We start from the raw sequence: 18,222 nt of genomic DNA, 5'->3' as shown, positions 1-18,222 counted from the left end.
CGCAATCCTTATCAAACCTTCAACTCCACACCCACCTTCTTCAAAATGGATTTGGCTTCTGCAAGAATCTCGTCCAGATGCTCTTTTGTATCCGCCTCAAATCTGCATTTGATATGCGGCGTTGTATTTGATGCGCGTGCCAGTCCCCATCCATGCTTAAAGTTTATGCGGGCGCCATCAATGCCAAGAAAATCGTATTTATTCTTTTCAAGGTATTTTTTCAATTCGTCGACAATCTTGAATTTAGTGTCATCAGTTGACTCTATGAATATTTCTGGCGTCGAAAAGTTTCTCGGAAGTCCCGCAACATATTCTGACAATTTTATGTGCTTTGCAGCGAGCTCGGACACAATTTCAGCAAGCTTGAGCCCTGCGAAAATGCCGTCATCATAATTGTAATAGCAATACGGAAAGTACATATGCCCGGTAATCTCGCCGCCAAAAACTGCGTTAGACGCAATTATCTCATCAAGCAAATAGCTATGCCCTGCACGCGTGATAATCGGTGCTCCTTTGCGGCTTTTCACATCTTCAATCAGGGTGTTTGATGCCCTCACCTCAAACACAACTGTTCCTTTGCGCGATTCAAGCGCCTGGCGCGCAAGCATCATCAAAATGAAATCACCTGTGATTGTATTGCCTTTTTCATCGACAAGGCCGATTCGGTCTCCGTCGCCGTCAAACGCAAGACCCATATCCGCATTTGTTTCAATGACGCGCTTTTTCAATGCTTCAAGTGAATTCTCATCGTGCGGATCAGGCTGATGATTCGGAAAATTGCCGTCAGGTGTTGGAAAAAGAGTCTCTACGGTACATCCAAGACTGCTAAATATTTTTTCAGGAATATTCGCGCACGATCCGTTTCCTGTGTCAAGAACAATTTTCAGCGGAATCTTGAGGAATATTTTTTTGAATACGTAGTCAATATATGCCTGATTCATATCGATTTTTTTATGCACTGTTTTCCCTGATGTTTTCTCGAATTTTCCTGCATTTGCAAGCTTCTCAATCTCCGATATTCCTGTTTCTGCAACAATCGGCTTTGCATCCTTTCTCTGAAGCTTCAAGCCGTTATAATTTTTCGGATTATGGGAGCCGGTAACCATTATTCCGCCTGCTTTCCCGAGATTTGCAATTGTGAAATAAAAGACCGGAACCGGCGCATCTCCAACATCAAGAACATTTATGCCTCCGTCACGAATCCCTGCAATCAGGAATCTCTTCAAAGCCGGGCTTGAAAGCCTGCAATCGCAAGACACTACGGCCTCATCCATCCCATTCTCTTTTTTCATAAAAACCGCATAGGCTCTGCCTACTTTATATGCGATTTCATCATTAAGCTCGCCGGGATAAACCCCGCGTATGTCGTATGCCCGAAATATGCCGCCCATAGAATCACGTATTTTATTTACCGATTTTTTCAACATTCACCTTTATCGCCTTGTAATTCGGCGTCTGCGTAATTTCATCAAGGTGCCTGTGCGAAGGGATTACCTTGTTTATGAGAACGCTTTCAAAATGATATGGCGCAACAAGCATGCCTGAAGGCACGGTTGCGTCAGCTTCTGCCTCGATCTTGATTTCACCTGCGACAGATTTTATCAGCATTATGTCGCCTGTTTTTATGCCAAGTTTTTTTGCGTCGGATTCATTCATCTTGCACACCGGCTTTGGCTGCATCTTCATCATAGTCTTGCTTCTTCGTGTTGCTTCTCCTGTGCAGAAATGATATTGCAATCTCGTAGTTGTAAGTGTGAATGAATACTCGCTTGTTCTCGGGCTCTCAACCTGCACAATTTTTTCAAGCGGAACGAATTTCTTAAATCGCTCCTCCTTGTCAGCAAAACAATTGTCTTTCTCAGATACACCTTTCCATGTCAAGCCGGCGTATTCCGGAACTGCGCGAATGATTTCGCCAAAAATATCATCTGCTGATTTATAGCCGAACTGCTTACTGTAGCCGAATTCTTTTGCAAGCCCGCAAATAATTTCCCAGTCCTGTTTTTTCCCAGGGGATTCTATGGCTTTTCTTACGCGCCGGACGCGCCGCTCTGCATTCGTTACAGTACCGTCTTTTTCAGGCAGCATCGCGCTTGGAAGAACCACATCAGCGAACTTCATTGTCTCAGACGGGTGGTGGTGCTGATAAATAACAAACATTGACTTCAGCTGAGTATGGACCTCGTTCAAATTCGGCATTGACTGCGCCGGATTCATGCCCATAATGTATGCAGCGCGAACAGGATTGTTTTCAAGCCCTTCAGTTATTTTCAGCCCTTCTTTTTGATCTATATCAATGCCCCAAACTTCTTTTGCCATGCTTCTGCTGCCGCCAAACGGCGCCCAATTCGGGCAGCAGCCCATGTCTCCAGCACCCTGAACATTGCATTTTCCGCGCATAGGAATTGTTTTTCCGTTTTTTAACGTACAGAGATTAAGAAGCGCGGTGACATTTTGCGTGCCGTTCGCATGCTGTGTAAGCCCCATTCCGTGAAGAGCCACAAAATCTTTTGATTCTGAAATCATTTGAACGGCGCGATTAAATAAATTCATATCGATGCCAGAACGCTTTGAAAGATAATTATGAGTAAGATAGCTTATGCTTTTTTTCATGTCTTCGAATCCTGTCACTTTGCTTCGCTCGTTCTCGGCTTTTTTATCTGCTTCGCATCCAAAAAATCCATCAATTTTGCTTTGGCTCTTTATAGAAACTGCATTAAGAAGCCCTGCAATAAACGCGGTAAGCGATTCGTACGGCACATTTATGTGGATATCGCTGAATTTTGAAGTGGCGTTAGGAACTGCATGAACGGTTATTAATTTAGCGCCTTTTTTCTTTGCATCAAGAATCCTGTTGAAAAAAACAGGATAGTTATGCGCCGGATTTGTTCCAACAGCAAGAATGACGTCTGCACCAAGCACATCATCCATGAATGAAGACATTGCCCCGATGCCGTATGTGCCCTGCATCGCCTTAACAGTTGAAGCGTGGCAAAGCCTTGCACAGCAGTCGATGTTGTTTGTTTTAAAAACCACACGCGCGAATTTCTGCATAATGTAATTGTCTTCGTTTGTGTATTCGCCGGAGCCTGTGAAAAGAATATCTCTGCTTTTGAGATTTTTTGTCTTTTCCTTTATATATTTGAATGCAGCAGCCCATGTTGTTTTGCGCAGCGGACCGTCTTTTCGGCGACGCATCATCGGGTATTTCAGGCGCTCGACTGTCAATGGCTCAAAAGAAGTAAGGCCTTTTATGCACGGCCTGCCCTGGCTTGCAGGGTCGTCTTTTATAGGCTCTGCCTTTACGATTTTACCTGCCTGAACGACGTAGTTGAGCTTGCAGCCGCATCCGCAGTATGGGCAGATGGTTTGGACGGTTTTTATGCGAGAACTGGGCGCCATATGTTTATTTTATGAGGGCTGAAAGTATAAATAATGTATTTGCAGCCCTTAACTCAGAATCTCAAGAAGCCTGTCTTGCTTAAGAGCATATCCCACTTCCATTGCAGTCCGCTCTCCAAAAGAAACAGGCCGTCTGAATAAATATCTGGAATTCGGGCTATATGGCGAATCCGGAGACCCCGGAATTCTTCCGCTCACATCAACAACTTTGAGATTTTCAAGTTCATCGCCAAGGCACTGCAAAGCAAAGGAGCATTTTAGCTTTCTTCCAAATTCCCGTTTTGTTATGTCAAGAAACTTCTCACCCATCTCGTATGCCTTCCCCAATAGGGATTCACGCAAACTTGCAGGAAAGTGCACCATCTCTTCTCCATTAGGAAATTGTCCTCTGCAATCGATTCCCAAAAGCTCAAGCTCCTCCTTCATTGGAGAATAGAACATGTTAAGGTTAACTCCGGAATCACCGGGAATATACTCTTCAAATTTTGCGCCCCTAAAATGTGCATCAAGCTGCTGCCTTAACTGAGCCTCCTCTCCATCATCAACGCGAAGCGGTCGCTTAATTTCTTTTTCATACTCCCTTAAAGTATTATTAATATAGTCCGCACATTTTTGCTCATAAATCTCTTTTGGATCTCCATCCAAAGGATTAATACGCTGAAATCTTCTTTCAAAATGTCTATTACCGATACCCTTTGTTACCTTTACAAGAACTTCAATATCCGCATCTTCAATTTTTTTGAATTTCTTTGAGTGGGGAATACCTGCCTTTTCTACAAGGTAATCCTGATTTTTTTCCATGCAAAAGTTTCCGCTTCGCTCTTCAATTTGCAAGAGCCCTCGTTCGCCGATAAAGGGAACAAAATAATTTCCAATTGCAGGATAACCCCAATAGACGACTGTGGATCTGCTCGGAACAAAAAGCGTGTTCTTCTTGCGTAAGACTTCTGTATATTCCGGTTTTAATGCATCCGCCCAATCATTGACTATTATTGTTTCGTCAACACATCCTATTTGTTCTCCATCTCTTTCGCGAACTTTGTTGTAAACGTCATAGGTTTTTTCTCTACCTTTTTTGCACAACACGATGCTCTTGAAATCATCGCGCTTTTTTAAGTTGAGTTTATGCAGGAGCTCTTTCCAAAGGCCTGCCTGTTGCCTTTGGTACTTATTGTGCTGCTGAACGCCATCTGAAACATCCAGAGCAGAATGACTTCCTATTGCGCCTATACGAACATTCGACAAATCATAACCCGCCACTATGTCGGCAATATCACCCTCAGAAACCTTGAGCCAATCTTTAAATTCCATGCGAAATGAACATAATCAAAAATTTATAAACCCATCCGTTTTAATCACCAAACTGTCGCTAAACGCCATATGTTGATGTTATAGGCGCGCCCGTCACATTTATAAAACTCTTGCAAGAATATGAAGTTAGTTATAAACTGGTCGGGTGGCTCAGCTGGTTAGAGCACCACGCTGATAACGTGGGGGTCGGGAGTTCAAATCCAGTTTTTCTTCTTTCTTTAAAAAAGAAAGAAGAAACAAATCTGGGTAAAGAAGAAAGAAAAACCGACCTCGGCTAAAGCCGAGGGCGGAATTACCTAGAGCTGGCGAAAATCTCCCCTCGACCATTAACAAATATTTAGAGTCTTCAGTACGCATTTTCAGTTTGATTTCAAACTGAAAAGATAGAAAGTGCCGATTCACGCAAACGAATAAGCAATTTCTATATCTGCGCGTTCGTGCCTGAAGGCTCGTCTTTTTTGGCGAGGTAGCTCAGTTGGCTTAGAGCGCGAGATTCATAACCTCGAGGTCGCGGGTTCAATCCCCGCCTTCGCCATTGACAACCATACACCAACCGCTTTGGGTTGGCAAGCCGATAGCGACGCGCATAATGGTTCCTAAGGCGTCGCGAACGGATTTTCAAGCGAAGCTTGAAAAGCTGAGAGTTGCGCATAAGCGCAACGAACGGATTTTTCGCCATTCATTTATACATTAAGCGAAAAGAGTAAAATTACTTCCTGCACTCCATATAAGCATACTCCACAATCTTCTTCGCAATATTTGTTCCGGTCGCCGCGGTTAAACCACGGATGCCCGGATTAATATTGACTTCTATGACTTTCGGCCCCGCGCCGTTCGTTCCTTCAACAATATCAACCGCGCATATCTTTGCTTCAATAGCTTCTGCGGACTTAAAAGAAATCTCGGAAATTTCACTTGTCGGCAGATATTTTATCCCGTGGCCGCCGGCTTTTATGTTTGCCCTTTTTTCTCCAGGAGCTGCAATGCGCTTCATAGCCCCGAGAACCTCGCCGCCGGCAACAAGTACTCTTATGTCTTCGCCGGGGTTTTCAATGTATTCCTGAACAAGCGCCTCCTGCTTTAAGAGATTCATCGACTCGATTATTGATTCCATTGCTTCCTCATTTTCAACATACATCACGCCAATACCGCCCGAGCCGTTCATAAGCTTTACCATAACCGGAAAAATTATTTTTGAGGCAATGTTTTTTATTCCTTTTTTTGTTTTAACCAGATATGTTTTAGGAACTGGAATCTTGTTGTGAGAAAGTATTGCCATTGTAAGGAATTTATCATGAGCGATTTGTATTGCCCTTGGAGAATATGGCTTGATGATTTCAGGATAAAACTCGAATGCTTTGACTATCTGGTAGCCGTAGTACGCCCGAAACGAATCGACTTTAGGCATAAGATAATCAATGTCTGTCAAGTCGCGCGAGTTATGCTCAATCAGCGTCCTGTCCTCTGAAACCGTAAGCGCAACATCCTTTATTGGCGCGTAATGCACCTTGAAGAGCTTTTTGGCTTCCTCGATGATGAGCCTTGTTGTTACAGCCATATTTTTTGGCGCGGCAACTAAAAGTTTTTTTGGCATAAGTCACGCTATCGAATATGGATGATAAAAGCTTAAAAGCGTTAATTGGTGAAATTTCGGGCTTTGCCGGAGAGCAATAGACTATTTCTTCTTATTCTCAAGCCTTTTTTTGTTTTCGGGCTCAGTAAGATAATTCTCGTTTGAAACAACGGAATGCCCGATTCGGTTTTCTGCGTCTTTTCGGGCGTTTCCTGCAACAGTTCCACCATCATTCGCCGCGGTTTTGCATTCGACGAAATTTTCTGCATCCTTGCTTTTTGTGATTTCTGTGGTAACTTTTTCGCCAAGCATAGTAAAAATTAGTTCCAAGTCATTCATATGGTCACGCAGGTTTTCTTTTGACAGGTTTTTGTGCTTTCTGTATTCGTCAACGGTTTTTCCGAATGTCGCCTTTGAAATTTCGTTGGTGAGGATCGCAAATTCCAAGTTTTGTTCTACTCCGCGCTGTTTCCACTCATCCGTAAGCTCCTGGCGAATTGCAATGCCTCGAAGCCGCTTCTCAATCCACTCTTTTGAGTATCCTTTCTGTTCGTAAAGCTGTTTCATTCTATCCTGCGCAAGCTCGGGGTTTTCTATCTCTTGAATGCGCTCATAGCCGACTTTAGCAAGCCATAGTTTGAATGGTTCTGCCCGAAGTGATGGAATAGATTGTATTATCCTAAATGCTCCTTGTGTGCTTACACAGTTCATTTTCTGTTTTCCGCCAAAAGTTTCTATTTCAAGGGTAAGTACAATTTGTACCCACCCTTGGGATAAAGGCTCGTCTCTCTGCTTCATTTTCTGAATGTACTGCTTAGGGTCTTTTGAGTCTGTAAGGGCAAAAACAATATCCTCTAGCACAAACCACCACTCGTTATTATGCCATGTTTTTCTAATCTGCTTTCCCTCGAAAAGCGCGAGTTTGCTTGACTTGCATATTTCTTCATCGTCGCTCAATCGCGGTTGCCTCGAATTATCGCGCTTTTGCTCCTCTGCCATACAACTAATAATTGCGCGCAGAATATAAACGTATGTCTTAAGAGTTGCCGATATCGCGCATATGATGATTAAGGGCGCATAAAAGAATATAGAAATTGCCTAAAATTGCGCTACGCGCAATTTTTTCACTTACGCGAATCGGCAATTTCTATCTTTTCAGTTTGAACCCAAACTGAAAATGAGGCGCGCTGTTTCGGGCGCGGCGGTGAATGGGTTGAAGGCGCGAGAATCCAAACTGAAAAATAACTTATCTCCTGAAACAGAGAGAGAGAGATTAAAGAATATAAAAACCATTCGCCATTTATACATATGGGAAACCATGTTTGCGCTTCTTGTAAACGTTCAGGAGATAACCATAAATACTGCAAATATTGCGATGACTGGTTTTGCGTATATCACATCAGCAGCCATGACTGCGATAAATATACGAAGAGAGGAAAAAGACGCATGCAAAAAATAATGTTCGTTAAAATAATAAAATTGTTGACAATACTGGCTATTTTGCTGTTCATTTTGAAATGGTTGAAGGTGATATAAATCGGTATCAAACAAGAAATAGGTGCTCTAAAGAACTGTTTCTAGCGAAAAACAAAATCTATTATCCATGTACCCCTTTTATTTATATACCAATTAATGACAGAAATAATCCATGATAGAAAAAGACGTTTCTAAATTGGTCGAATGTTTCTTAAAAACAAATCCGAAGTTATCCCTACCCAAAAGAGATAGAATAGAACGCGTTGAAGAAAGAATTTATTTCATTTGTCAATCTTTTCAAGATGATGCGATATCGAGAATTCTATCGCTTCCAAAAAAGCAGAATCCTGAAAAAGTTCGAAAGTGGATTATGGAGCACAAGCGATTTATGAAAAAAGGCATCGGTATAGAAAAGTTAATTAAAAATTTGCCTGACTTTAAGAACCCTGAAAAAATATCGGAAATAATAGATGTGATATATGGCTCAAATCCCATAAAAGGTCCTATAGAAGCCGGAAATTACGCACAAAAGTATATTTCTTTTACACCTTTTGTGAATTTTCATAAATCTTTTAAAAGAAAGATTTCTGAACCCGGAGAGCATGTTAAAATTCCGCAAACTGGAGATATCATCCACTATCAATATGACTTACTCTCAACCGAAGCAATATATGAGTTTAAATTGACAACTTCAAAAAACATTGAAAAAACACTAAGAAAAGCACTGATTCAACTGTATCTTTATGATTTTCTATACCGAATGAAATCTTCAAAAAGACAGTTCAAGACTCTTTTAATCGAAATTTATCTTGTAGATAAAAGAGAAATATGGCGATATGGTAAGCTATTCGAAAATGACATTTCAGTGGATAAAGACGTGCTTAAACAGATATTCAAAGTAAATGAATTTAGTAATCTGGATGTACTAAACCGTATCATTGACGATATCTATGATTCTATAGAGCCTTGTTTACAAGAAGATGTCGACAGGGAGCTAAAGTATCTTAAGAAAAGAGATGAGTGACACCAGTCTTTTCTTACTTGTTCAAGGTCGCCTACACACATTCAGACATTTGACGGATTAAACTAAGCCTTCAATCCCTTAAACTCCGAATCCATCTGCTTTGTTATGTCTGCAAGGAGTTTCTTGTAATCCTTCTCAAACTTGACATTCGAAATGCTGTCCTTTGCCTTTGTCGCAAGAATCAATGAAAGAGGAATTCCGGACTCAAGCGTTGATTTTGCAATGTCGTTGTAGTGCAGAATCGTCTTCAAAAGAAGATAAGATTTGTCAAGCGGGCAGAATGTGTCAACGTCATGGAACGCGTTCTGCTGCAGGAAAAATTCCCGAATCATTCTTGCGACTTCAAGAGTCAATTGCTCCCTATCCGGCAATGCATCGCTTCCTACCAATTGCACAATTTCCTGGAGCTTATCCTCTTCCTGCAAGATTTTCATTACGCGAGCGATTAATTCATTCCAGTCAGGAGCAACGTTTTTAGCGAACCACGGCTCAAGGCTTTCAAGATATAAACTATAAGAAGTTATCCAGTTTATTGACGGAAAGTGCCTTCTTTGCGCAAGCTTTGCATCAAGCGCCCAGAAACATTTTGTTACTCGAAGCGTGTTTTGAGTTACCGGTTCTGAAAAGTCTCCTCCAGGAGGTGAAACTGCGCCAATGATTGTGACAGACCCCTGAGTCTTTACGCCTAAAGGTGTCACAACTCCAGCCCTCTCGTAGAATTCCGCAAGCCGTGTTGACAAATATGCAGGATAGCCTTCTTCTCCGGGCATTTCCTCAAGGCGGGATGAGATTTCTCGCATAGCTTCCGCCCATCTGGAAGTTGAGTCGGCCATCAGTGCGACAGAATAGCCCATGTCTCGGTAGTATTCTGCGATTGTGACCCCAGTATATACGGATGCTTCTCGCGCAGCCACAGGCATATTTGATGTGTTTGCGATTAAGACAGTTCTATTCATCAGCGGTCTTCCAGTCTTTGGGTCGGTTAAGTGCGGAAATTCTGTAAGAACTTCAGTCATTTCATTTCCTCGCTCTCCGCATCCGACATAAACTATGATATCTGCGTCAGACCATTTTGCAAGCTGCTGCTGAGACACTGTTTTTCCTGCGCCAAAAGGCCCGGGAATTGCCGCAGTGCCTCCTTTTGCAAGAGGGAACAAGCCGTCAAAAACGCGCTGTCCTGTAACAAGAGGCGCAAAAGGCATGTGTTTTTCTTTGACAGCTCTTGGAACTCTGATGGGCCATTTCTGGAGCATTGCGATTTTCGCGCCGGAATCAAGAATCGCGATTGCTTCTTCAATTGTGTATTTTCCGCTTTTGATTTCCTTGATTTTTCCTGACACGCCCTTTGGAACCATTATCCTATGCGTAAATCCTTCTGTCTCTTCAACTGTTCCGATGACATCGCCGAATTTCACTTCATCGCCTTTTTTTGCAGTTGCTTTAAAGTCCCATTTTTTCGCATGATCAAGGCCCGGCGCATCAACGCCTCGCTTGATAAAATCCCCCATCTTGTCCTGCAAGACTTCAAGAGGCCGCTGTATTCCGTCGTAAATTGAAGTAAGAAGACCGGGACCTAGCTCAACAGAAAGTGATTTTCCGGTTGTCTCAACCGGCTCGCCCGGCGTTATTCCGCTTGTGTCTTCGTAAACCTGAATTGTTGCGCGATCTCCGTTTATCTGGATGATTTCACCCATTATGCGCTCGTTTCCGACGCGCACGACGTCATACATCCTTGCAGCGATTCCTGTTGCAACTACAACAGGGCCTGCTATACGATAGATTTCGCCCATACCTTTGCTTTTACCGGCAGCAGCTGTTGCAGTTGTATTTGACGCTTTTAAGCTTGATTTTTCTTCTTTAACTTCTGTTTTTTTTGGCATTTTTAACACCGTAATCATTTAAATCAAATAAGTCTCTAATAAATATAAGTTATTATTCAATATTGTTATTTTTACTTTATCTCCCGCCTTCAAACCATGCTCCTTTAGCCATGCGATAAGAAGTCCATCTTTAGTTCTACTATCTGCCCAAATAGCGCAAATTGCATTCACAGTACCTTTTCCAAATCTATTATGTTGGTCATTGACAACTCTGGTCAAAAAAGTGCCATCCACGTATTCCTTTCCATTTACATTTGTTGCTTTACCTTTTGGAAATTTTAGCCGTATTTTGAATTCTTCTTTTAATGGCGGAAAGAACGACACATTTTCTTCGGTGATGTTTATTTGAAAAAATTTATAATTCCAAGTCACACTATCCCCTTTCTTCAGATCGCCTATTTCAAATATTTTTGTCTGCATATCCACTACCTGCGTTTAGAATGTTTTATTTCTGCAAGATGATTTTTTCAATGTTTCTACCTCTTCCACTAACCAAATTCAATAGACGCGCCATTTTATTAATTACATCCACTCAATTGTTCTTTACATTTTGGAAATAAATCGTCTTCATAACCTCTTATTAATTTATCATAATCTGCTTTCATCCCTTGTCTTGTATAGTCATCTTCACGCAATTTAAGACTTGCATAATTCCCAAGTATTTCATTACATGTTACTTTTACTGTCGCACATCTCGTTGATAATGTTTCAATAGAAGATGTCGAAGGCCCGCTTCCATACTCCTTTGTTTCATTCACGCTTGTGGATGGAAACAAACTGAATATCACTCCCAAAATCACTACAATAACCACCACAAACAAAACTTTCTTCAAAGAAATAAAGAATTGTCGATCTAAACCAATCTGATTCATGATTGAAGAATTTTCTTCTTCAACATATTCTTCCTTTACAGATTGTTCTTGTCTATCAGAAGTTTTCGACGATTTTAAAGGATGTTTTAATGATTTTAGTTCTTCTCTTAATTGTTTTAATTGATTTGTTTCTTCGGAGTCGCCTATTAATCCTCCCAATATAAGAATAATGCCAAATACGCCGAAAATCCCAAATGTTCCTAATACGATCGTCTCAAAAAGTATTAGAACAATTCCACCAACAACATATCCTGAATGCATATTTATCACAAACAATTAAACCATTTTGATAGTTAACAACTACTTTCTCGTCCGAATAAATGAGCATTCGTTTTATGGTATGCGAACAATGCTCTATCAATTTGGCGCAAATTCCAGTTAGGATTTTGATTAGAGATGTCTCTTATTGTAGCGCGAAAAACATCATATCCTTTATTAGTGTTACGATAAAAATGCATTTTTTTATTAAAATACCCCGACCATTTAAAAACGGTAACTGTTCTAAAGTCCACAATAGGATATATTTTTGGATAGATAATGTGCAATATTGTTGATGCTACAGGAATACCAATCCCATACAAATCATCTAAAATTTCTATTTTTTGATTTTCTGGTGCGTTTATAGCTTGTTTAATGCCTTTTGCATAATAGTTAAAATCATCTAGTATTTTACCTTTTACGCGCGGTGATTTCCAGTTCAATATACCTATGAATACTTCTTCGGATAAGGTATCGCTTTTAGATAATTCCTCTGAAACTTTGGCAACGAGATCGCAATATTCTTTTTCATCATCTTCTGATTCATCATATTTCGGGTGCCACTTACTTATGAATGAATCATCAATTACAAGTTTATCCATAAAATCACGTAATCCACTTGCGTAACTTCTCTTTCACAGGATACGCGCTTTAGTTATTATTTCTCCAAATTCTTCAACATCTTCTGAACCAGCGGCTTAATCGCAGGAATATCTTCTGTTGCAGTAATCCATAAACTTTCAATATCTACGCCAAAATACTCGTGTATCATCTTGTCGCGCATTCCAGCCATTTTTCGCCAAGGAATTTCAGGATATTTTTCTTTTATCTGCTCTGGAATTTTTTTGGCTGCCTCGCCGATTACTTCAATACTTCTTATGACTGCGTTTATTGTTTTCTTGTCTTCTGCAAAAGCCTCAAATTCCATATCGCCGATAAATTGCTCTATTTCGATTACCGAATTCAAAATATCTTCTACATAATCCCGAAAATCTCTATCTTGTTCACGCATATACAACCTCTTTTAATATATGTTCCCCTATATGCGGCTTCAATGCTTTTTTTGATACCAAATCAATTTTTGCATTGAGCAGTTTTTCAAGATGCTCCTCAAGCTCGATAAACCGGAAAAGCCCGACAGGCTCATAAAACTCGACTAAAATATCCAAATCGCTTTGTTTTTTCTGCTCTCCTTTAGCGTAAGAGCCAAAAACGCCGATTTCGAGGACTTTGAATTTCTCGCGCAATTCTTCTTTATGGACTGCCAGAATCTTTTTTATCTCTTCAAGCGTTTTCATATCAAACACACCGATTATATTGAATTACCTAATCTATAAATAATATCTTTTGCGGCTTCACGAAGCGAATCTTGAAAATTCTTGCGAATTTTCAAGCTTTTCGGTCTCTTTCGGGCCCGAAAATGCCGCTTTTTTCTTATTCTCTACCCGGATTTTGAACCATTGACAATCGTCATAGGATTCAAAAGCTTGACACGAAGTGTCATGATTTGTCTCTTTTTCTTTTTTGAAAAGAAAAAGAGAAACCGCATTACTTCCTCAAATCAATTCCAATCGACTTCTTTATCAGCTTGCGCAAATTTTCTTCCGCGCCGCCGTCATCTGATATTACAACAGCAACCGGCGATACTGAATTGCGTACGCTATCCTGAATATGGGTGGGAAGGGCGCGCACATCAACATCATTCAATATAATTATGCCTATGCTTTTATCAGCAACCGCTTCCTTTATCGGCATCTTTTTGATGTCGAACGATTTTTTTATCCCAGCAAGCCTAAAGCCGAGGGTAAAATCGTTGTCTCCGATAACTGCTATTTCAAAACTCATTTTCAATCATTCCCCACTAACTTGGATTGAAAAGCCGAGAGCGATGCTCTTCATGGTTCCTAAAGCATCGCGAACGGATTTTTAACCATCATATTATGCATTGGGTTAAAATACCCAATTATTAAATCGCCAGCATTTCTTCCATAAACGATTCCGGCAAGCCGCGGTGGCGCGCCTGCGCTATCATTCTCAAGTTGCGCACCTCGGCCTCTTTTGCTATTGAAAAACCGATAATCGGCCCGATTGAAATAGGGTGCTGGTGCAAAAATAAATCTGCCTGAGCAAGCAGGTTTTTTGAAAGCTCGGTCTCCATAACTGCAAGAGTTCCTGTTTCGCGGTATTTTTTTATGCCGCGCGAAAGTACATTAGAGTAAGGTGATTTTTCAAGGCGCTCGATAAGTGTCACAAGGTCCTGCGAGTTCGCAAGATCAACAAGCATCTTTTTCGATAGCTTATGGCCTTCAAGATTCAGGTGCCTCACTATTTCCGGACTTTCTACCCCTGCGCTTTTGAGCCTAAGAAGTATCCTGATATTTACATTATCTATCTCGGTTTTCATGAATTGCGAAAGAAGCTTTCCTTCTTTTGGAATTCTTTTCGCAAGATTTGAAAGCTCTGTGTAAAGCTCATGGTCAAGTGCATTCTCAATTGCCGAAATTTTGCCGGTTTTCTCAAATTCCTGTAAAGATTCCTTTAACTCTACCGAAGGATTGAGCGCAAGAAGTATATCTGCGATTTTTTCTTTTTTAAGAAGCCCTGTCAGCGTGTCCAGATCAGTCCCGTTCACAGGAATCAGCGATGCTGAAATTTCTTCGCTTGTCGCGCCGGCGAATTTCCCGCGAATTATATTCTTTATGTTGTTAGTCTCAAAGCGCTTTAGAAGAACGCCGACTACTTCCTTCATCTCGCGCGAGGACATAGCCAGTATCTTTTCATAAGTATTGGCAGAGTTTATGTTAAGAGCGGCTTCAAGCAGCTCGATTCCCGAATATTTCATTCCAAGCGCATTGACTTCTTTTTTATAGGTTGTCTGCTGAAGAAACTGAACTATTTCATTCACACTCATCTTCATAAGCTTCTGGTAGTTCTGTTTATCAACAAGCTCTGTCTTCATAACCCTGACTCGCGTAGCAACATAAGGATATGTTCCAAGCTTCAATATTTTTTCAGTTTTTATGATAAGACCACCATTTCACACCCGTCTAAAAAAGAATATTCGAAAGCTCTTTTGTGCGCGTCTCTTTTATGAGTTCGATAAATCTGTCAAAGGAATAGTCCACGCGGAATTTTCCGTCCCTGCTTTCAGCGATTATTCCGCCGATTATGTTTTCAGTAAGAACAGAAATTTTTGCCGGCCGAACAACATCGTTTGCAAGCCGGACATCCTTTCTAGCCACATAGACCTTTCCAATGTCACTTACTTCTTTCGCGCATTTTGCAAAAAGCGTTTTCAGAATTTTTGCGCGCTCGCGTTCCGGAATGTCCGCAGATTTACCTTTTAAGCCGGTATATGCGCTTTCTATAAGCTCCTTTTTAACATTCTGAAGCGCTTTCTTAGACATAAGCGCAGCATCAGACAGCTCCTTTCGCTCCTCGGAATCCTTGACCCGTTGGAGATCTTCTCGGGCGCGCTGCTCTTTTATCAGAACTTCGGCTTCCGCTTTCTTGATTATCTCAGCTATCTTTTCGTTTCTTTCTTTGGCTATTTTTGCCGAGTCGACCTTCGCCGCATCAAGAATATCCTTTACTACTTCTTCAAGACCCATATTATCACGCAATGTTTTTCTAATCCACTATATCTGCCTGAATGGACAGAAAATAGTCGAGATTAAACCTTAGCAAGCGCGATAATCTGGAGCGCCACAACAAGCCCGAATATAACGAGTGTTTCAGGAATGACTGTCAAAATCAAAGCCTTTCCGAAAAGTTCTTCTTTCTCTGCCATTGCGCCTACTGCGGCTGTACCGATGTCTTTTTCTGCTATTGCCGATGCAAGTGCTGACAATCCTATTGCCAATCCTGCACCAATTGCTATTAATCCTACGTCTGCCATAAGTTATCACATTTTAGTATTTTATCTCAATCTCTTTGAGAGATTAATTATTAATTCTTTATTAATGCCTTTTTTGCCATTTTTGCTTACTTTTCGCCAAAGGGCCTGTATCGTTTGCCGCCGCCCTCAAAAAACTTTGTAAAAAATTCAACATAATGCAATCTCAAAGAATGCAAAAACGGCCCCAAGATGCCAAGCGCGATATTTATCGCATGCCCCACAAGCAAAACAAACACGCCAAGAACCGTCATAAATCCGCCAGCATGAAACATCTCAAACGCAAATTCATTGACAACCAGAGCAAGGCTTGCCGATGCAAGGCCGACAGCCATAATACGCGCATAAGATAGCGAATTGCTAAGCAGTGCCGGAATTTCAATAATCCCTTTTATTCCCTCTCCTTTAAAAAGCATAATTATTGCAATAATCGCAAGAGCATATCCGATAGATGCGCTTACCGAAACATAGCCCAAAGATGATGCTACAATAATCGCAATTCCGATTTCAAGAACAATCCAGGAGCCCTTCTCAAGAAATGCGTGAACGAACCCGTGTTGCAGCTTATTGAAAAACCCGACAATAAAGCCTATATTTATGTGGATAACGCCCATTGCCGCAGTTATCAACATCATCTCATTAACGCTGTGAATTCTGCTTATCAGGTGCGGAAGCGCATACCCTGCAACTTCCTCCTCGCCGAAAAACTCGCCGAATACAAATCCGAAAGCCGTGCTTGAAATTGCTGAAATAATCATGATGTTTAAAAGAGCCTTCATTTCCCCGGTTTTGAATTTGGATTTGAGGAACATGAATAACGCAAGGCAAACAATGCCGTAGCCGATATCGCCAAGCATCATGCCAAAAAATAGCGGAAATGTGAGAAACATAAAAGACGTGGGATCTACTTCAAGATATTTTGGAAGCGCGTAAAGGTTCATGAAAAACTCAAATGGCTGTACGGGCTTAGGATTGTCAAGTAAAATAGGGGCGTCATGCACGTGTTTTGACTCTTCAATATGGACGCGGTTTTTTGTCGCCGCGACAAGCCGGTTTTTAGCTTCAGTACACTTTTCTTCAGGGATCCACCCCTCGACAATGAAAGCATTTTTTGTTGTGGCAAATTTCAGCGGAGCTTGGGCTTTTTCAGACTCCGAGACAAGCTCAGATTCTTTTTTTTCCGCCAAAAACAGCCAGCTTTCGCTGATTTTTGCCAGTTCTGAATTTATTTTCGCTCTTTTGTCTTCAAGCTTTTTTTTGCTCTGCTCTAATTCGCGGACAATATCTGATGAATGCCCGTGCAGCCCTTTTAGCGGCGCGGTATTTATCTCGGAGTATCCGTATCCTGAAAGAAAGTCACGCGCGTCATCCTTTTTTTCCGAATTCACAAAGAATGCGGCAACGTTCTTTCCGTCAGAATTCCATAAAATAATGCTGCTTTTCGGGAATTTTTTCTGTGATGCGCTTTTCAATTCATCAATAACCGAAGCTTTTTTTCCGGAAATATATCCGACAAAAACGGCAAGAGAATTATATTCGCCAAAACTTTCAAGCTTAAGTGTTGATGCCGCAAACGGCTTCAATTCAACAAGTCTCGCATTGATTCTGCTTTTTTCATCTTCAACAGACTTAAGCGCATCTATACACACCTTTATTTCTGAGTCCAACCGCTTAAGAGTCTTTGGGTCTATTTTCCCTGCAGCTGCCGGAAGATTTTTTGTGCGCTTTTCCGAAATTTTCGGAAGATGGGAGACCATCGAGCGGACTTTGATAAGCGATGCTGAAACAGATTCTGATTCTAGCATTGGCGCGCCAATTTCAATAGCATTCTCGCCATCTGCAACCGCAAACCCCCCGAATTCATCAATATGTAGAAGCGCCATGCTATGAAGAATATTTATCGATTCCTTCATTACTGATTTTGAACCGACTACGGAAAGTCTGCACATTTTTTTCGGCTTAAGCATCAAATCACATATATTCAATTAGAAGAAAGATTACTTTTCAATTTCTTTCCGGAATTCTGCGAGCAAAAAATCAACTGCTTTCGGCAGTTTTTTCTCACCTGCAAAGTTTAGTTTCTCGCTTTCTGCGGCGCCTTTGGAAGTTACTTCTTCCTTGCGCTTTTTCAAGTCGTCGGAGAACTTTTTCAAAGAGGCTGAATTCTTTCGCTCAATCTCGATTTCAGAAGATGAAATGATTTCCATCGCCTTTTTCTGTGCAGCCTCAATCGCTTTCTGGCTGCTTTTTTCGGCTTCTACGCGCATTTCGACCGCCTTTTTTTCCGCAGCCCTTATCGATAAAAGTGTGCTTTCTTCAATCATGGATATCACAAGATACGTTCAACTTTACTGAATTAATTCGCGCAGCTTTATATTTTTGAGTATCGCGAGATACTATCTAACTATCGTCATCCATATTAACAACATAAGCAATCAAATTCAACAACTTCATTCGCCCTAATTTCAAATGTATTTCAGCTTCTTCAGCAGGCGTTTTTCCTTTCAAGCTCATATGCGGATTAACGAAAT

19 protein-coding genes and 1 tRNA gene are annotated in these 18,222 nt (G+C 41.2%); 3 read left to right on the top strand and 17 right to left on the bottom strand.

Annotated features, from left to right (window positions below):
• Window positions 1-11 precede the first annotated feature (11 nt).
• From KKB09_02410 to KKB09_02400, 3 genes are read right to left on the bottom strand one after another with little or no spacing between them, the layout of a single operon-like run.
• Window positions 12-1,391, bottom strand: a complete 1,380-nt coding sequence (locus KKB09_02410; GenBank protein MBU4300047.1) for a phosphomannomutase/phosphoglucomutase — start codon at window positions 1,389-1,391, stop codon at window positions 12-14.
• A 13-nt stretch (window positions 1,392-1,404) separates the two neighbouring features.
• A complete protein-coding gene (locus KKB09_02405) occupies window positions 1,405-3,402 on the bottom strand; it encodes a molybdopterin-dependent oxidoreductase (GenBank protein MBU4300046.1) in 1,998 nt (665 codons plus the stop codon).
• A 48-nt stretch (window positions 3,403-3,450) separates the two neighbouring features.
• Window positions 3,451-4,713 (bottom strand): DUF1297 domain-containing protein, encoded by a 1,263-nt coding sequence (locus KKB09_02400; protein MBU4300045.1) that lies wholly within the window; start codon window positions 4,711-4,713, stop codon window positions 3,451-3,453.
• A 460-nt stretch (window positions 4,714-5,173) separates the two neighbouring features.
• Here KKB09_02400 and KKB09_02395 point away from each other — a divergent pair.
• Window positions 5,174-5,248 (top strand) — tRNA-Met (locus KKB09_02395).
• Between the two features lie 174 nt (window positions 5,249-5,422).
• Here KKB09_02395 and KKB09_02390 read toward each other — a convergent pair.
• Both KKB09_02390 and KKB09_02385 read right to left on the bottom strand, forming a co-directional pair.
• Entirely contained in the window at window positions 5,423-6,307 is an 885-nt protein-coding gene (locus tag KKB09_02390) for a RimK family alpha-L-glutamate ligase (protein ID MBU4300044.1), read from the bottom strand.
• 81 nt (window positions 6,308-6,388) lie between these two features.
• The gene (locus tag KKB09_02385; protein ID MBU4300043.1) at window positions 6,389-7,285 is read right to left on the bottom strand and encodes a phage antirepressor protein; all 897 of its coding nucleotides are present in this window, start codon (window positions 7,283-7,285) and stop codon (window positions 6,389-6,391) included.
• A gap of 319 nt (window positions 7,286-7,604) precedes the next feature.
• Between KKB09_02385 and KKB09_02380 the strand changes: the two genes are divergently transcribed.
• Both KKB09_02380 and KKB09_02375 read left to right on the top strand, forming a co-directional pair.
• A complete protein-coding gene (locus tag KKB09_02380; protein ID MBU4300042.1) occupies window positions 7,605-7,745 on the top strand; it encodes a hypothetical protein in 141 nt (46 codons plus the stop codon).
• Between the two features lie 189 nt (window positions 7,746-7,934).
• Window positions 7,935-8,786 (top strand): hypothetical protein, encoded by an 852-nt coding sequence (locus KKB09_02375; protein MBU4300041.1) that lies wholly within the window; start codon window positions 7,935-7,937, stop codon window positions 8,784-8,786.
• A gap of 62 nt (window positions 8,787-8,848) precedes the next feature.
• Here KKB09_02375 and KKB09_02370 read toward each other — a convergent pair whose 3' ends face one another.
• The 12 genes from KKB09_02370 to KKB09_02315 all read right to left on the bottom strand — a co-directional run bounded on the left by KKB09_02370 (window position 8,849) and on the right by KKB09_02315 (window position 18,015).
• Complete coding sequence (locus tag KKB09_02370; GenBank protein MBU4300040.1) at window positions 8,849-10,576, bottom strand: ATP synthase subunit A; 1,728 nt, start codon at window positions 10,574-10,576, stop codon at window positions 8,849-8,851.
• A 108-nt stretch (window positions 10,577-10,684) separates the two neighbouring features.
• Window positions 10,685-11,086: a hypothetical protein gene (locus KKB09_02365; GenBank protein MBU4300039.1), complete on the bottom strand. Its 402-nt coding sequence runs from the start codon at window positions 11,084-11,086 to the stop codon at window positions 10,685-10,687.
• A 98-nt stretch (window positions 11,087-11,184) separates the two neighbouring features.
• Window positions 11,185-11,799, bottom strand: coding sequence for a hypothetical protein (locus tag KKB09_02360; GenBank protein ID MBU4300038.1), 615 nt, complete (start codon window positions 11,797-11,799; stop codon window positions 11,185-11,187).
• Between the two features lie 32 nt (window positions 11,800-11,831).
• The gene (locus tag KKB09_02355) at window positions 11,832-12,398 is read right to left on the bottom strand and encodes a hypothetical protein (GenBank protein MBU4300037.1); all 567 of its coding nucleotides are present in this window, start codon (window positions 12,396-12,398) and stop codon (window positions 11,832-11,834) included.
• A 56-nt stretch (window positions 12,399-12,454) separates the two neighbouring features.
• On the bottom strand, window positions 12,455-12,808 hold the full coding sequence (locus KKB09_02350) for a DUF86 domain-containing protein (GenBank protein MBU4300036.1): 354 nt from the start codon (window positions 12,806-12,808) through the stop codon (window positions 12,455-12,457).
• The gene (locus tag KKB09_02345) at window positions 12,801-13,094 is read right to left on the bottom strand and encodes a nucleotidyltransferase family protein (protein ID MBU4300035.1); all 294 of its coding nucleotides are present in this window, start codon (window positions 13,092-13,094) and stop codon (window positions 12,801-12,803) included. Before KKB09_02345 ends, KKB09_02350 begins: the two co-directional genes overlap by 8 nt.
• A 250-nt stretch (window positions 13,095-13,344) precedes the next feature.
• On the bottom strand, window positions 13,345-13,641 hold the full coding sequence (locus KKB09_02340; GenBank protein MBU4300034.1) for a V-type ATP synthase subunit F: 297 nt from the start codon (window positions 13,639-13,641) through the stop codon (window positions 13,345-13,347).
• A gap of 121 nt (window positions 13,642-13,762) precedes the next feature.
• Window positions 13,763-14,800 carry an ATP synthase A1 subunit C gene (ahaC, locus tag KKB09_02335; protein MBU4300033.1) on the bottom strand — a complete coding sequence of 346 codons (1,038 nt, stop codon included), beginning with the start codon at window positions 14,798-14,800 and terminating at the stop codon, window positions 13,763-13,765.
• A 43-nt stretch (window positions 14,801-14,843) separates the two neighbouring features.
• Window positions 14,844-15,407 carry a hypothetical protein gene (locus KKB09_02330; protein MBU4300032.1) on the bottom strand — a complete coding sequence of 188 codons (564 nt, stop codon included), beginning with the start codon at window positions 15,405-15,407 and terminating at the stop codon, window positions 14,844-14,846.
• A gap of 62 nt (window positions 15,408-15,469) precedes the next feature.
• Complete coding sequence (locus KKB09_02325; protein ID MBU4300031.1) at window positions 15,470-15,694, bottom strand: hypothetical protein; 225 nt, start codon at window positions 15,692-15,694, stop codon at window positions 15,470-15,472.
• A gap of 86 nt (window positions 15,695-15,780) precedes the next feature.
• Window positions 15,781-17,658 (bottom strand): V-type ATP synthase subunit I, encoded by a 1,878-nt coding sequence (locus KKB09_02320; GenBank protein ID MBU4300030.1) that lies wholly within the window; start codon window positions 17,656-17,658, stop codon window positions 15,781-15,783.
• 30 nt (window positions 17,659-17,688) lie between these two features.
• Entirely contained in the window at window positions 17,689-18,015 is a 327-nt protein-coding gene (locus KKB09_02315; protein MBU4300029.1) for a hypothetical protein, read from the bottom strand.
• Window positions 18,016-18,222: the final 207 nt, after the last annotated feature.

The organism is Nanoarchaeota archaeon (assembly GCA_018897155.1).
Taxonomy (GTDB): Archaea; EX4484-52; EX4484-52; order EX4484-52; family LFW-46; genus LFW-46.
Note: the sequence above shows the minus strand (reverse complement) of the source record. Positions and strands in the feature narration are given on the sequence as shown.